13 protein-coding genes are annotated in these 15,296 nt (G+C 60.7%); 6 read left to right on the top strand and 7 right to left on the bottom strand.

Features of this window, described 5'->3' with window-relative positions:
• From LAN64_17395 to LAN64_17385, 3 genes are all read left to right on the top strand, one after another.
• A partial coding sequence (locus tag LAN64_17395; protein MBZ5569605.1) for a hypothetical protein occupies positions 1-626 on the top strand: 626 nt, incomplete at its 5' end.
• Positions 619-3,156 (top strand): DEAD/DEAH box helicase family protein, encoded by a 2,538-nt coding sequence (locus LAN64_17390; protein ID MBZ5569604.1) that lies wholly within the window; start codon positions 619-621, stop codon positions 3,154-3,156. The genes LAN64_17395 and LAN64_17390, both read left to right, overlap by 8 nt.
• 545 nt (positions 3,157-3,701) lie before the next feature.
• Positions 3,702-4,700, top strand: a complete 999-nt coding sequence (locus tag LAN64_17385) for a SpoIIE family protein phosphatase (protein MBZ5569603.1) — start codon at positions 3,702-3,704, stop codon at positions 4,698-4,700.
• Positions 4,701-4,731: 31 nt separating this feature from the next.
• Here LAN64_17385 and rseP read toward each other — a convergent pair whose 3' ends face one another.
• The 6 genes from rseP to LAN64_17355 form a co-directional block, all read right to left on the bottom strand.
• Positions 4,732-6,066, bottom strand: a complete 1,335-nt coding sequence (rseP, locus tag LAN64_17380) for an RIP metalloprotease RseP (GenBank protein MBZ5569602.1) — start codon at positions 6,064-6,066, stop codon at positions 4,732-4,734.
• 21 nt (positions 6,067-6,087) lie between these two features.
• Positions 6,088-7,284: a 1-deoxy-D-xylulose-5-phosphate reductoisomerase gene (locus LAN64_17375; protein MBZ5569601.1), complete on the bottom strand. Its 1,197-nt coding sequence runs from the start codon at positions 7,282-7,284 to the stop codon at positions 6,088-6,090.
• 54 nt (positions 7,285-7,338) lie between these two features.
• Positions 7,339-7,533 carry a hypothetical protein gene (locus tag LAN64_17370; GenBank protein ID MBZ5569600.1) on the bottom strand — a complete coding sequence of 65 codons (195 nt, stop codon included), beginning with the start codon at positions 7,531-7,533 and terminating at the stop codon, positions 7,339-7,341.
• 87 nt (positions 7,534-7,620) lie between these two features.
• Entirely contained in the window at positions 7,621-8,511 is an 891-nt protein-coding gene (locus LAN64_17365; GenBank protein MBZ5569599.1) for a phosphatidate cytidylyltransferase, read from the bottom strand.
• Positions 8,508-9,398, bottom strand: coding sequence for an isoprenyl transferase (locus LAN64_17360; GenBank protein ID MBZ5569598.1), 891 nt, complete (start codon positions 9,396-9,398; stop codon positions 8,508-8,510). The genes LAN64_17365 and LAN64_17360 overlap by 4 nt, the downstream gene beginning before the upstream one ends.
• 85 nt (positions 9,399-9,483) lie before the next feature.
• Positions 9,484-10,014, bottom strand: coding sequence for a helix-turn-helix domain-containing protein (locus LAN64_17355; GenBank protein ID MBZ5569597.1), 531 nt, complete (start codon positions 10,012-10,014; stop codon positions 9,484-9,486).
• 194 nt (positions 10,015-10,208) lie between these two features.
• Between LAN64_17355 and LAN64_17350 the strand changes: the two genes are divergently transcribed.
• Complete coding sequence (locus tag LAN64_17350; GenBank protein ID MBZ5569596.1) at positions 10,209-10,790, top strand: HDIG domain-containing protein; 582 nt, start codon at positions 10,209-10,211, stop codon at positions 10,788-10,790.
• A gap of 130 nt (positions 10,791-10,920) precedes the next feature.
• Here LAN64_17350 and LAN64_17345 read toward each other — a convergent pair whose 3' ends face one another.
• Positions 10,921-13,533, bottom strand: a complete 2,613-nt coding sequence (locus tag LAN64_17345) for a hypothetical protein (GenBank protein MBZ5569595.1) — start codon at positions 13,531-13,533, stop codon at positions 10,921-10,923.
• A 301-nt stretch (positions 13,534-13,834) separates the two neighbouring features.
• On the opposite strand from LAN64_17345, the gene LAN64_17340 reads away from it, so the two are divergent.
• Together LAN64_17340 and LAN64_17335 are read left to right on the top strand one after the other, a co-directional pair.
• On the top strand, positions 13,835-14,773 hold the full coding sequence (locus tag LAN64_17340; protein MBZ5569594.1) for a cation diffusion facilitator family transporter: 939 nt from the start codon (positions 13,835-13,837) through the stop codon (positions 14,771-14,773).
• Positions 14,774-14,899: 126 nt separating this feature from the next.
• On the top strand, positions 14,900-15,241 hold the full coding sequence (locus LAN64_17335; GenBank protein ID MBZ5569593.1) for an antibiotic biosynthesis monooxygenase: 342 nt from the start codon (positions 14,900-14,902) through the stop codon (positions 15,239-15,241).
• Positions 15,242-15,296: the final 55 nt, after the last annotated feature.

The raw sequence follows: 15,296 nt of genomic DNA, 5'->3' as shown, positions 1-15,296 counted from the left end.
TGTGCGCAATCCAGATGTCCTCTTGCTTCTCCCGCTGCTTGCGCGTCCCCATCGACATGCGCGACATTCTACGAACTATGCCTGTGGATACTTCAGTACTTTCCGCTCACGAATCCAGACTTGCACCACGGGCTGTTAGAGGGAAAATTGCCAAAGGTTCGGGGGATCTCCTCGTCTACCAAAACGGCGGGAAGGGATATCTGCCTAAAACCTCAGTTACGAGCGGCACGAACCTCATTGAAAAGTGGAAGGTTTTCGTTGGTTTCGCCGCTCCAGGCACTGGAAATAAAGATACCTATCCGCACAAGATCATCAGTACACCATTCATCGGCAAGCCGGACACTATCTCTTCGGAGACGTACCTGTGCATTGGCCCACTGAATTCGAAATCCGAGGCTGAGAGTGTCTTGTCCTATCTCTCATGTCGGCTGACTCGCTTTTTGATCCTCCTGCACAAGCCGTCTCATAACACCACGCGCAGGGTCTACACGTTCGTTCCAACTCAAAAATGGACAAAACTGTGGACAGATGACTTGCTCTACAAAAAGTATGCCATCACCAAAGACGAGATTGCGTTCATCGAGAAGGTAGTGCGCCCAATGGGAATGGGCGGTGACGATGAATAAGACCATCGAGGAGATACTCACAGCGAAGCCCGAGGCTCGGCCGCGCATATACGCCTATTCGATCGACGATAGGGCGCACAATGGTCTCCTTAAGATTGGGCAGACAACTCGAAACGTGAAGCACCGCGTGGCCGAGCAACTCAAGACCGCAATCATCAAGAACTACAAAATCATGCTGGACGAAGCGGCCGAGCGAGACGACGGCACCATCTTCAGCGATCACGATGTGCGCGCCGCACTTTGTAGGAAGAAGTTCGAGAAAGCGGCACAGGAATGGATGCGCTGCACGGTCAAGGATATAAAGACCGTGCTTATCGAGCTGCGTACGCGCAAAGAACCCACGGGCACGCATCACGAAGAGTTCAAGATGCGTGAGGAACAGGCGGAAGCGGTGAACGTGACGCATGCCTACTTCCTTGCGCGCTGGGCGGAAGACATGCACGCCGTCCCGCGTTTCCTTTGGAACGCGAAGATGCGTTTCGGCAAAACGTTCACCGCCTATCAGCTCGCGAAGAAGCTCAGCGCCAAGCGTGTGTTGGTGCTGACCTTCAAACCCGCGGTGGAAGACGCCTGGAAGACTGACATTGAGAACCATGTCGACTTCGAAGGCTGGCAGTATCTGTCGAAATCCACCGGTGGTGACCCGAGGCAGATCGACCACAAGAAGCCTGTCGTCTGTTTTGGTTCGTTCCAGGACTTGTTGGGTCGCGACGCGGCGGGGAACATCAAACCCAACAACGAATGGATCCACGAGGTGAATTGGGACCTCGTGGTGTTTGACGAATACCACTTTGGCGCCTGGCGCGACACCGCTAAGGAATTGTTCGAGGGCGAGGACGAGGCGGTTGCCAAGAAGGAAACCAAACTCGAATACGCCGCCGGGCTGGAGGACTTGAACCAGGACCTTGGCGTGCTTTCGGAGAAGGAAACCGAGTTCCTGCCCATCACAACCAAAGCCTACCTTTACCTGTCGGGAACACCTTTTAGAGCGCTGGCCACGGGCGAGTTCATCGAAGAAGAGATCTTCAACTGGACTTACACCGACGAACAGCGCGCCAAGAAAAAGTTTGCCGCCAAGAACCCAGGTAAGTGGAACCCTTATGGTGCCCTCCCGCAGATGGCACTCCTGACCTACCAGATGCCGGATGAGTTGCTCGCGATCGCGAGCGGCGGAGAGTTCGATGAGTTCGACCTTAACGAATTTTTTGTCGCCACCGGCACGGACAAAGGTACGCACTTCAAGCACAAGAGCGAAGTGCAGAAGTGGCTGAACATTATTCGGGGCCAGGACACGGAGAAGTTTGTCGAGGGCCTCAAGACGGGCACGCACACGCCTTTTCCGTATGCTGACGCCACCCTGCTGCCGTATGTGCAGCACTCGTTCTGGCTTCTGCCGAACGTCGCAGCCTGCCACGCAATGGCGAACCTGTTTGCCGAGAAGCACAACACCTTCTGGCACGAATATAAGACCGTCGTTGCAGCCGGTGCATCGGCAGGGATCGGGCTAGCGGCACTGCCGCCGGTGCGCAAGGCCATCGGGAGCGGCTTCGAGACCAAAACGATTACACTGTCGTGCGCTAAGCTCACTACCGGCGTGACTGTGCCGCAATGGTCTTCGATCTTGATGCTACGCAACTTGAAATCGCCGGAGACCTACTTTCAGGCCGCGTTCCGCGTGCAGTCTCCATGGTCGATTAAAAACCCGAATGGCGACGACCCACACGAAGAAGAGATCTTCAAACCTGACTGCTTCGTGTTCGACTTTGCGCCCACGCGCGCGCTTCGTCAGCTCTCTGAGTACGGCATCGGACTTTCGCCCAACGAATCGAATCCGGAAAACGCCGTCAAGGATCTCGTGTCGTTCCTGCCGGTGCTGGCCTACAACGGCGCGGTCATGATTCAGATCGATGCCGGCAGCATTCTCGATATCGCGATGGCAGGCACCTCGGCTACGCTGCTGGCGCGCAAATGGGAGAGCGCACTGCTGGTGAACGTGGACAACGACACGCTGCGCCGAGTCCTCGATAACCCCGAGGCAATGGCCGCTGTGGAACGTATCGAGGGCTGGCGCGCGCTGGGCGACAACATCATCGAGACCATCATCAACAAGAGCGAGAAGGTCAAGGAGCTCAAGAACGAGGCCAAGGGCGAGGAGCTGACCGAGAAACAGAGGAAGCAGCTCACCGAGGAGGAGAAGGAATACAAGTCCAAGCGCAAGCTCGTGCAAGAAAAGCTGATCAAGTTCGCTACTCGCATCCCTGCGTTCATGTACCTGACCGATTTTCGCGAGAACACGCTGCAGGACGTGATCACCAAGCTGGAGCCGGACTTGTTCCTGGCCGTCACCGGCCTGACGGTGAAGGATTTTTATCTGCTCGTGTGCTTGAAGGTATTCAATACCGAGCAGATGAACCAGGCGGTGTTTGCGTTCCGACGTTACGAGGATGCCTCGCTGCGGTACACGGGCATCGAGAGCCACGAGGGGCTCGCGCATTATGGGCTCTATGACACCGTGGTCGGAAGGGAGTAAGGCGGTGGCGGTACAGAGGGTGTCGAGATTCGTCATTCCCACCCTTGTATCTTGCCTGCAGTTCTGCTTCGGCTTCAGTCAGTGACACAAGGCTCGCGCCGTTCCTAAAGCGGCGTCATAAACTCGCAACCTCTTTCCCAAATCGGGAATTCCCCGGAAAATTATTCTCCCCTTGTCACAGACATCATCCACTGCAAGCGCTACTGTGATTCCGCGCACACTGCGCCTCGGTGGTTGTGTCTTCAGACAATCGCTGTTTAACTATTGGATAACAATGGTCACCCGCCACATCCCGCAAAAGTTGCCTTGTCGGTTAACTAGCGCCGTCCACGGTTACCGTAGGTTACCTGAGGTTGCCCGACGGTATCCCTGCCTTAACCTGTTGACCCCACAGCCGAGGAGGGGGAGGGGGGTCTATAAACAGCGGCTGGCTGGAGCTAATATCACAGTGGTAATCACTTAGATGTAGCGTCCTGCTCTGCACATCGCGCTTTCAGCCTCGGAACATTGCGAGTCTCCCATTTGCCTCGCGGCATCAAGTAGCTATGGCTGAAGGGTCCCAAGTCGCGATTAGCACCCCGAGTTCGGTTCGCGAGCAACTGCTGGAACGGCGCGTTCGGCTGGAGCAGGCCATCTCTACGGCGCCTGCGGAGGCGCAATTTTCCCAACTACTCCGCGAAGTGGACAGCGCGCTGGAGCGCGTCGCCAACGGCAGCTACGGCCTGTGCGAGACCTGCCACGACCCCATCGAAGCGGAGCGGCTCGCCGCCAATCCCTTGTTGCGCCTCTGCCTTGGCCACCTGACGCCGCGGGAACAACGGGCGCTGGAAGACGATCTGCAACTGGCCTCGCGCATTCAGAACAATCTGCTCCCGGCGAAGGAACTTCGCGTGGGCGGATGGTCCGCGTGTTACCACTACGAAGCCTTCGGCCCGGTGAGCGGAGATTACTGCGACCTGATTCCGGCCGCGGGCGAGGTGCTGTACTTCGTGCTCGGCGATGTCGCCGGCAAAGGCATTGCGGCTTCGATGTTGATGTCGCAATTGCACGCCATGTTTCGCACCCTGATCACGCTGGGCCTGGCGCCGGACGATCTGCTGGAGCGGGCCAACCGCATCTTCTGCGAGACGGCGCTATCGACGCACTACGCAACCGTGATCTGCGGCCGCGCGCAGCCCGACGGCGCCGTTCACCTCGCCAACGCGGGACACTGTCCGCCTCTGCTGTTGTGCGGAGACCAAGTCAGTGCGCTGGAGTCCACCGGACTTCCGCTGGGCATGTTCGGCAACAGCCAATACGGCAGTGTCCACCTGAAGCTGGTCGCAGGGGATGGATTGCTGCTCTATACGGACGGTATCTCGGAGTCGTGCGACGGCAGCGGCCAGGAGTACGGAGCCGAGCGTTTGACCCGCGCGGCAGCTCATCATGCCCAGTTCGGGCCGCAGCAGCTTGTCCGAGGCTGTCTGGAGGATCTGGGAACGTTCGCGCGCGGCGCGGCGCGCAACGACGACCTTAGCGTTCTTGCGGTGGCGCGGGCTGCGTGATGCAGCCGCGAACTTACAACTCACAACTGCACTACGGCAATCTCTGCAGCCCCGGAAGCGTCTTTGCCAGGTCGTTGTAGATCACAATTACGGCGAACAGAATCAGCAGCACGAACGCCAACTGGTAGATGCGCTCCTTCAGACGCAGGCTGATGTCGCGCCTGCGGATGCCCTCAATCGCCAGGAACAGGATCATGCCGCCGTCGAGGATGGGGAACGGGAACAGGTTGAAGATGGCCAAGTTGAGGCTGATGGCCGACATTAGCGCCAGCAGCGGGGTCCATCCCTGCTGCCGCGCCGCCTCGCCCGACGCCTGCGCAATTCCGATGGGGCTGGAGAACTGCTTCACCGACACCTTGCGCTGCACCATCTTCTCGACCAGTTCGATGATCAGGAACGAATTCCGCTTGTTCTGGTCGAGCGACTTCACGAACGCTTTGCCGAAGGGCAGCTTGTCAACCTGCTGCGGTTCGGAGCGAATCCCGATGCGCCACATTTGCTTGCCGTTCAGCTCGGTCAGCATCGGCGTAACCGTGAAATTCAGTTCTTTGTTGTCGCGCACCGCAGTCAAGGTGAGCGGCTTGTCCTTGTTCGCTTGGATCTCGCGGATGACCGCCTGCATGGAGCGCGTCGGCTGCCCGTTCAGGGCAACGATGGTGTCGCCGACCCTGATGCCGGCCTTGGCTGCCGGCAGGCTCGGCTCAATCTCGGTGACCGTATTGGGCTGGTCCGGCAGCCACCCGGGATTGCCGAATTCCTCCGGCCCGGTCGGAGTTGGAACGATCGTCTTCTCAAGAATCTGATCGCCGCGCTGGATTGCCAGCGTGACCGGCTGTCCGGGGCTCATCACCACCTTGGGCAGCACGTCCTCCCAGGTTGGGTTCTGCACGTCCTCGATACGCACGATGCGGTCGCCCGCCTGAATGCCGGCCTTTTGCGCCGAAGAATTGTCCAGCACCCATCCGATCACCGCCGGCTGGTTGAGATAAACCGGGTGCTCGTAGCGCACCATAAACACGCCGGTCAGCAGGGCAATGGCGAGCACGACATTGGCGAAGGGGCCGGCGAAGGCAATGATGAACCGCTGCCAGCGCGGTTTTGAGGTGAACTCACGGGGGTCGCCGCTGTGCGCCTCCAGCGGGTTCTCGCCCGCCATTTTGACGTAGCCGCCGAAGGGCAAGGCGTTAAAGCGGTAATCGGTCTCGCCCTTCTTGATGCCGAACAACCGCTTCCCAAAGCCGATGGCGAACTGGTCCACCCGCACGTCAAACAGTTTCGCGGCGGCAAAGTGGCCGAACTCATGGACCACGATCATGATCCCGAGTACAACCGCTACGGCCGCCAAGTCGACAAAGAAATTTTCCATCAATTTGAAGTCGGTTCCTTTTCAACTGACCCGGGCAGAATTGGAACTCTGGCTGCGGCTCAGTGCTTCAATTTTATCCCAAGCCGAGCGACGCGCCTCCGCATCCGCCTTGAGTACTTTAGTAATAGATTCGGGATGGGCAGCGACGGTTTCATGAACTGTGCTGCGAATGATGCGGGGAATGTCGGAAAAGCGGATTGTTCGCTGCAGAAAAGCGGCTACTGCGGCCTCGTCGGCGGCGTTGAGGGCGATGGTCTTGGTCCCGCCGGCTTCGGCGGCTTCGTAGGCCAGACGCAGGCAAGGGAACTTCTCCATATCCGGGGGGCTGAAATTCAGGCTGCGGAGTTCTTGAACAGGAAAGCGCAAATCGGAACCAATTCGATCGGGATAGGTGAGGGCGTACAAAATCGGCAGGCGCATATCGGTGACCGACAGTTGCGCCAGCAGGCTGCCATCAATGAACTCAACCATCGAGTGGATTGTGGACTGCGGATGCACGATCACGCCAATCCGGCTTGGCGGCAGGTCGAACAGGCGGCAGGCCTCGATCACCTCGAATCCTTTGTTCATCAGCGTGGCGGAATCGATGGTGATGCGAGGCCCCATCTTCCACGTGGGGTGGTTCAGAGCCTGCTCGGGGGTGATGCCGTCGAACTCCGACGGCGGCGTGTTCAGAAACGGCCCGCCCGAAGCCGTCAGCCAGATGCGCTCGGCCTCCTGCAAGCGGCCGCCACGCATGCACTGGTGCACCGCGTTGTGTTCACTATCAATCGGCAGCAGCGGCTTGCCCTGGCGCTTCGCCTCGGCGGTGATCAACTCGCCCGCCACGACCAGCGATTCCTTGTTTGCCAAGCCGACGCACTTGCCCGCCTTCACCGCCGCGTAGGTCGCTTCCAGGCCCGCGACGCCAACAATCGCGCTCACCACAAAGTCGGCTTCCGAATGCGTCGCGACAGCGACGTTACCAGCGGGGCCGTGCACCACCTCGATGTCGGTGAGCCCCGACATCCCCAGCCCTTCGCGCACCTGCTGGGCGTCCTCTGCGCTCGCTACCGAGACCAGGCGCGGCTTGTAGCGAAGCGCCTGGCGAAAGAGGCCCTCAAAATCGTTACCGGCGGCGAGGGCGACGACAGAAAAGCGATCAGGATAGGCGCTGACAATGCTCAGCGTGCTCCGCCCAATCGAACCCGTGGACCCGAGAATGGCGATTTTTTTCATGAACGGGTGGTGGTCGTGGCCGGTAGATGGCGATCGGGAGGCCGAATCACTTGATTACTGGCTTTTGTCTTCCAAGCGCGGAATGCGGTGCTCGTGAATCTGAGCGATGTGCAGCAAACGGGCGGTGCCCTCGGCTATTTCACCCACATACTTTTCCAGACTGTGCAAGTCGGAGGTCAGCAACTCCAAGCTCTGGGTTAGGGCCTCATGCCGTTCGGCTAGCCGCTCTAAGCGCTCATCTATATTCACAAATGCCTCCCTGAACACTAACCCAGTTTAGCGTGCATTGTATTAGACGCTTCCGGCAACCGGAACGACCGCCGAATTCATTCGGGATTAACTCAAGACCCTGAAAGCGGCATAGTACCAAATCACCGGGGCGGCAAAGAGCAGCGCATCGATGCGGTCAAGGATGCCGCCGTGACCCGGCAAAATGCTGCCTGAATCTTTCACCCCGGCGCCGCGCTTGATCAGCGACTCCGCCAAGTCTCCGATCTGCGCCGCCACATTGATCCCCGCCGACAGCGCACCGAACTGCCATAACGGCGGTATTTGCGGTGGCAGGTACGCCTGCCCGGGCGTGAGCAGCCCAACGGAAATCAACCCGCTGCTGATCTGGCGCGAGTAGGCAAACACAAGTGTCCCGCACACGATCGCGCCCACCAACGATCCCAGCGTTCCTTCCCACGTCTTGCCCGGGCTGATCCGCGGCGCCAGTTTGTGCCGTCCCAGCGCGCGCCCGGTGTAGTAGGCTACCGTGTCGCCGATCCAGACCACGATCAAGACGTAGAGAATCAGGAACGCGCCCGAACCCTGCTGCCGCAGTTGCACCAGCATGGCCAGGGGGACGGTGACATAAACGAATCCAAATGCCGAGGCAGCCGCAGCCGGAAATCCGGTCGACAGCGGATCGCGCCGCATTGCCAGCGCAAGAAAGAAGAACGCTACCGCCACCACCGCCAGGGTGATTCCAAACAGCATCTGCGAGGTCGCAATCAGGTAATTGCTGCCGGTCTGGGCCGCCAGGGCCGCGAATCCCACCAGCGTCAGAACGTACAGAGGCACGCGAGACGGCTCCACATTGTAGTGGCGTACCAGCCCTACGAACTCGCGAAGCGCGAGCATCGCCACCACCGCCACCACCGCAGCCAGCAACGGGAGCGGGGCGCGAAGCACAAGAAGCAAAACAATAGGAATCAGGACGGCCGCGGTGGCGACGCGCTTCATTTACCGGGATGGCTCCCGTTACCCGCAACGGCGGCGTGATGATCGCCGTTGCCCAGCCCGCCGTAACGCCGTTCGCGTTTCTGGTATTCCGCGATGGCTTCCAGCAGGTGCACGCCGCGAAATTCCGGCCACAGCGTATGGGTCACGTAAATCTCCGCGTACGCCACCTGCCACAACAGGAAGTTGCTCAGCCGCATCTCGCCGCTGGTCCGGATCACCAGGTCGAGCTCGGGCAGGTCGCGCGTGTAGAGATGCTGCGCTACCAGTTCTTCGCTTAGGTTCAGGTGCGCCAAGCCGCCGTTCTGCGCCGCCGCGCGCGCGATCGCCTGGAACGCATCCACCAGCTCCCGCCGGGCGCTGTAGTTCAGCGCCAGCGTCAAGCGCAGGCCGGTGTTGCGCGAGGTCAGTTCGCGCGCCCAGTCCATCCGCTCCTGCACTTCCACTGGCAACTCGTGCTGGCGTCCGATGTAGTCCAGCCGGACGTTGTTCTTCCGCAGCGTGGGCAGCTCCTGCTTCAGGTACTGGCGCAGCAGGCGCATGAGGAAGCTGACCTCGGTGCGTGGCCGCCGCTGCCAGTTTTCCGTGGAAAAGGCATACAGGGTCAGTGACTCGATGCCGACGCGCGCCGCGGTCTCGACGGTGGAGCGCACCGAATCCACGCCGGCGCGATGTCCGGCAATCCGCGGCAGATGGCGCTGGCGCGCCCAGCGTCCGTTGCCGTCCATGATGATGGCGATATGCTTCGGCAGCCGCCGCGGGTCCAACCGGCGAAAAACCTCTGTTTCCGCCCCGTCAAGCCCGGAGGGCACACTTACTTCCAAGGTGGACCTCGAATGAGAAGACCTGACACAAGAAGTGTCATCGGCAATTGTACCGCCTGCCGACATCACGCGTAAGCCGGAACCCACAACCGCGAGCAAGAAAATCGCCGAAGTCACGGGGACTCCGGCGGGAGTTCTGGAGCAGAATTTGCTACGCCGTGCGACGCGGGTGGGTTGCCAGGTCCCGCATCTGCGTCAGCACGCTTTGCCACTGTATGCCGTTAAGCTTGGACAGGAACGGCGCCAACTCGGCGATGAATCCGTCCTGCATCAACTCCTTGACTTCGTCCTCGCGCCCGCTGCCCATGATCAGATCGGGCACGGTCACGTTCAGCGCCCGCGCCAGGCGCTCCAGCGACGACAAGGTCGGGGTTGCCTTCTCGTTTTCAATCTTCGACACGTAAGTCCGCGGCACGCTCATGCGCAGGGCGAGCTGGCGCTGGCTCAGGCCGGTGCGCAGCCGCAGGCTGCGGATGGCGAACGCTACCTGGATGCCTTGGCGATGCATCGCCGGCGGATGCGGTTGCGGTTCCGGCGCCGCCAGGATGGGCTCGAGCTCTTCCGGGTCGAGTGCCCTCTTGCAGCGCCGGCACAGGTTGCTGTGGGTTCTAAACTGGACGAGCTGACATCGGTCGCATCTCACCACCTCCCGTGAATCTACGGGTGCTAGAGTCGTGGCCATCAGGTTGTGGAAGATGCCAGAGCGGACACCAACCGGCTTGGCACTTTGTCAAGAGACAAGCTTGGTGCACAATGTGGGGCAATTGCTCCGGCGTGTCAACATGTTTTTGCCGGTAAATCCAAAAGATATCCGGGGTAAATCCAAAAATAGGCCTATGAAAGCCGCAGAATTTTGGCGAATCGGGGGAGAAAGCCGTGAGCGACCGTCATTCGGCGTGGTGTTTACTAACTGAGTTCACCCAGTCGGAAAATTTACGCAAACATGCCCTCGCCGTCGAGGCTTGCATGCGTGCATACGCCCGCAAGTTCGGCGAGGACGAGGATAAGTGGGGATTGGTCGGCCTGATTCACGATTTCGATTACGATCGCTGGCCCAGCCTGGAAGATCATCCCTACCGCGGCAACGAGATCCTCATCCAGCGCGGCTGGCCGGAGGAGATCACCAAGGCCGTCATGTCGCACGCCGACTACACTGGGGTTGCGCGCGAAACACGCATGGAGAAGGCGCTTTTCTCTTGCGACGAACTGGCGGGTTTCATTACCGCGGCTGCCCTGGTCCGCCCCGACAAGTCGATCCACTCGCTGGAAGCCAAGTCGGTGAAGAAGCGCATGAAGGACAAAGCCTTCGCCCGCAGCGTCAGCCGCGACGACGTCGTTAACGGCGCCGCGGCCCTCGGCGTGGACCTCGACGAGCACATTGCGTTCTGCATCGAGGCCATGAAGAAGATCGCCCCTGAACTAGGTCTGGAAGGTCTATCAGCCACACAGCAACAGTAAGCGGCGGGCGCGACGATTTCCTCACTGCTGCCTGGGTTCTCTTGGCTGGATGCTTCCCAATCAGCGGTGTGAACCGGCCATCGACGCCGGCCTCCTGGACTACAAGGCAGGGATGCTTTTCGCCTGATCTCTAATGAGCGGCCGCCAAGTTCAGTTCCGCCGGCGTGTGATCCATGACCATCCGCCGCAGGCGGCCCCGGCCATCCAGGTCCATGTCCAGCACTTCGAATGCGACTTCGCGCGCACCGAGGTGCCGCAAAACCACGTGACTGCGCAGCCGGTACAGTCCTAACTGCCACTCCAACGTAGCTTCGCCGCTGCGCGGCAGGCGTTGATCGACGGCGATCAGACCTCCGCCCAGGCTGAGGCGCTGTACATCTACGGCGCAGCGTCCCTTGGATGTAATCGCCAGCGCGCTCAGCGGTCGCGCCGGTTGGACGCGCGGATAACGGCGCTGCCGGACCCAATCACTGGGTGTGACCGGAAGCGCGCCGACCGCGAGCTCCTGGGATGTGAAACCGCCGCGGGTGAGCAGGGCAGTCGTTCGTTCCGGATCCATGTTGAGCAACGCTCCGGCAGCCGTGACCTGCAGCTCGCGCGACCGCCGCGACCCGAACAGCCCGCGCCGGCCCTCCAGCACTTCCGCCAGCAACGAGGTCGCATCCACTGCCCCCAGCCGGCCCAGCGCTTCCATCGCCTTCACGCGAACATAGGGATTGTTCTTGGCCAAGCCTTCGCCGGCGGCTAACTCCATCAGGCTGCCGGCTGTCGAGGCATCGCCCGCAAACCCGATCTCATCGAGCGCCGCGGGCAACAGCAGAGGGTCCAGATGTTTCAGCACTTCCAGCAGCAGACGCCCGCGCTCGGGCGCGCCCGCCGCAGCCAGCACGCGCACCACCGCGTCCTGCTGCTGGCGCGACAATTCCAGGATCCGCCGCGGCAGTTCCTGCTCCACCGTTTCAGGCCGCAAGCGGCTCAGCAGGCCTGCGCTGGACGTGATTTCGCTGGCACGCCCCGTGCGCAGCGTGCCGGTCAGGCATTCGACGACGCTTTTCCCGACCGCCTGCGCGAGCTCCAAATAGCGGTCCGCCAGGCTGCGCAGGCCGCAGGCGCTGAACTGCGCGGCAATCTCCTGCGCGGCGGGCAGCGGAACGCGCGCCAGCACCTGCACCAGTCCCTGCGGCAGCACCGGCTCGCGCACGGCTTCGCTGATAAACCCGCGCAGGCGGTTTTCGACCGTCACCCGGGGCCGCACTTCTTGTGCGGTTCGTGGGCGATACTCCTGCAGGCGCTCGAGGGTGAGCAACGACTGCATCACTGCCGGATAATCGCGATGCTGCGCCGCTTCCTGCGTCAGGCGCACATAGGCCGCGCCGAGCTGCGTCTGCAGCTCCATCGATTCTTCACTGCAGATCCGCATCCCTACGGCGCGCAACGCGCTCAACAGCAGATCAGACGACACCTTGGCGTACAGGTCGGCCAATTCGCTGACGGCGGCCGCGGTCGTGCGCCGCGCCTGTAAGTCGGAACCGCCCAGTTGCCGCAGCCAATTCCGCAAGATGGCGTCGGCCATGGCGTTCTCGCCGCGCCCCAGGAGTTCTTCAATGTACGATCGAACGTTGCGCGCTGGAATGCACCACGCATCTGCCGACAGCAGCACGCTCTTCTTTCCCTGCTCCGGGACAGTCGCCCAGAATTTGCGGTCCAGCACGTCGGCATAGGACTCTACCGCCACGCCGGCCCGCGTCAACTTGTCTTCGCGCGCGGAAAGAACGCTGCGCAGCGAGTCGATCTCGCGCCCCATGCGCTCCATCAATTCATGCACCGCGTTCACTTTCACGTCGCCACGCTCGAACTGCTGTAATGCGAAACGGATCGCCAACCGTTCCGCCAGCCTCTTCAGCGTGTTTGTCCCCAGGCCTTCATCCTCGCCCTCGACCGGGATTGACAGCATGACTTTGCGCAGTACACGGCACGCGTCCTTCTCCTGCGCCAATTCGCGCATCACCGACGACTCCGCGTCGGCCTTGCCTCTCAGCGCGGCCACGCTCGCCAGCAGGCGCAAGGTCTTGGTGACCGATTCCTCCTCAAACACCTCGCCGCCGGGGCCGCCTGAACCGGAGCCGGATCCGCTGCCGCTACCGTTTCCGCTACCGTTACCGCTTCCGCTTCCTTGCCCGTCCCCCCCGCTGTTGGAACCTTCGGCGGCCGCAATCAATTGCAGAAGCTTTTCCGGGTCTTGCAGCCAAGGCATCAGATGATCGGATCGCTCGGCCAAGGTTCGCGCCGTGAGCTGCTCCGCGACGCCGGTGGCGGAATCTTGCGCCACAAAGACGATTTCATTCACTCTGATGGCGTTACAGTCGCCGATCGCGGCCTTCAACTGCTGCGTCAGTTGGGAGGGTTTTCCGCTGCAGAACGCACCGCAAAATCGCTCAAATTCGATGGGTTGTATTCCGTAGGAGAAATGCAGGCTGGCGATGCCGCTGGTGGTCAGCAGGGATGCGAACATGCGTTCCGCATGTCCTCCCATCGGCATGCCATCAAGCAGCAACTTGCCGTCGGCGGTGGCCAATAGCAGGCCGGTTTCCGGCGCCGCGGCGCGCTGCAATTCGCTCCAGGCGATGTCCATCTGCCCGCGCGTACGTTGATGATCCAGACCGTACAGGCGCGCGTACTTGAGCAGGATGTTCAGGCTGTGCGCGAAGGCCATGGCGGATTCTACCTGCGACATCTCGCTCATCGGTACCCTCCTCCGCTGCCCATAAAGGCCCAACCAATGGAGTGCACTGCAGGGGCCAAACGCTGGCTTAAGCAAGTTGCTGGAAAATAGCGGCTTACGTGGAAATTCGAGTGGTCAACGTGAGACGTTGGGGAGATCGGCGAATCAAATTGAGACAGAAAACGTGGCTCCCTCCTCACGTCGGCAGTTCAGCACTCCGCAAGAGACAGAAACCCAGCTCGCGTGTCGAAGATTGCAGCTGAAAACGATTTCCAATTTCGTTTTAGTGCGCCGCTTTCACCCCTGGCCTAGAATCCGCACCATGCAGACCGCGCCCCTCAATCCGCAGTCCCTGCACGACACGCGCTATGCCATGCGCTTGTCGCTCATCTTCGGCGTGGTCATGCTGACTGGAAAAGTCGGCGCCTATCTGCTCACCGGTTCCGCTGCCATCCTCTCCGATGCCGCCGAATCCATCATTCACGTGGTGGCGGTAACATTCGCCGCCTTCAGCCTGAACCTAAGCACGAAACCCGCGGACGATCGCTTTCTCTACGGTTACGAGCGGATCACGTTCTTCTCCGCCGGTTTCGAGGGCGCCATGATCGTCATCGCCGCCATCGCCATCATCTGGACGGCGATTCACAAGTGGCTGCACGGCCTGCAACTCCAGAATCTCGGCGCCGGCGCGCTCTTCGTACTCGCCGCATCGGTGATCAACGCCGTCCTCGGCTGGTATCTGGTGCGTACCGGACGCCGCAACCACTCCCTGATCCTGGAGGCCAATGGCAAGCACGTCCTGACTGACAGTTGGACCAGTTTTGGCGTAGTCGGCGGCCTCGGCCTGGTGTTGCTGACCGGTTGGAGGCCTTTCGACCCGTTGTTCGCCATCGCGGTGGCGATCAACATCCTCTGGTCCGGCGGACACCTCGTCTGGCGCTCCGCCCGCGGCCTGATGGACTATTCCGACCCCGACACCGGCTGCAAGCTGCGCGAAAAACTCGATCAGGTCTGTGCCCGCCTCGGCGTGGAGTACCACGGCGTGCGCTTTCGCACCACCGGCTACACGCTGATGATCGAGGTCCACCTGCTGTTCCCGTACGAAGTGTCGGTCGGGGAGGCGCACACGATTGCGACGCAGGTGGAAGAAAGCCTGCCCAAGGTGCTCGGTGTTCCGGCGCAAGTGATCACGCATCTGGAAGCGGCGGAGGACCACCAAGTCGTCCACCGCGACGAGCACTACACCGGGCGGCCCGGTTGACCTCCCATTTCGGTCCTGAAGAAGCGGAGCGACGCGTGTATTTTGCCCGGATAAGGCCATTGTGGACCATACTGTGATGTTTTCCGTTAGGGGTCCTTCCGCGATTTCTCAAAGGAGCTGCCGACCATGATTACTCGCGCTGTTAACGTCAAGACCAGGCCCGGTAGGGCAAAGGAACTCTGCCGTAAGCTGCACGAAGACGTGCTTCACATCCTGAAAGCGCATCCCGGCTTCATCGATGAAATCGTTCTCATCGCCGACCACGACAAGGACGAGGTGCTCGCCATGAGTTTCTGGAAGACCAAGGCCGACGCCGAGGATTTTCAGAAGAAACACTTTCGGCACATCAGCGAAATGATCGAGCACCTGACGCACACCGCTCCCAAGGTGCAAATCTACGACGTCGAAACATCCACCGTGCACCACGTGGGGAAAGGCAAGGCTGAGCCGGCGCTGGCGAGTTATTAACCTCGGATCGTCATCAGTTCTCACGGAGAAAAGATACGCGGAGATCGCCGGCGAT

Source organism: Terriglobia bacterium (genome assembly GCA_020073185.1).
In the GTDB taxonomy this organism is placed as follows: Bacteria; Acidobacteriota; Terriglobia; order Terriglobales; family Acidobacteriaceae; genus JAIQGF01.
Note: the sequence above shows the minus strand (reverse complement) of the source record. Positions and strands in the feature narration are given on the sequence as shown.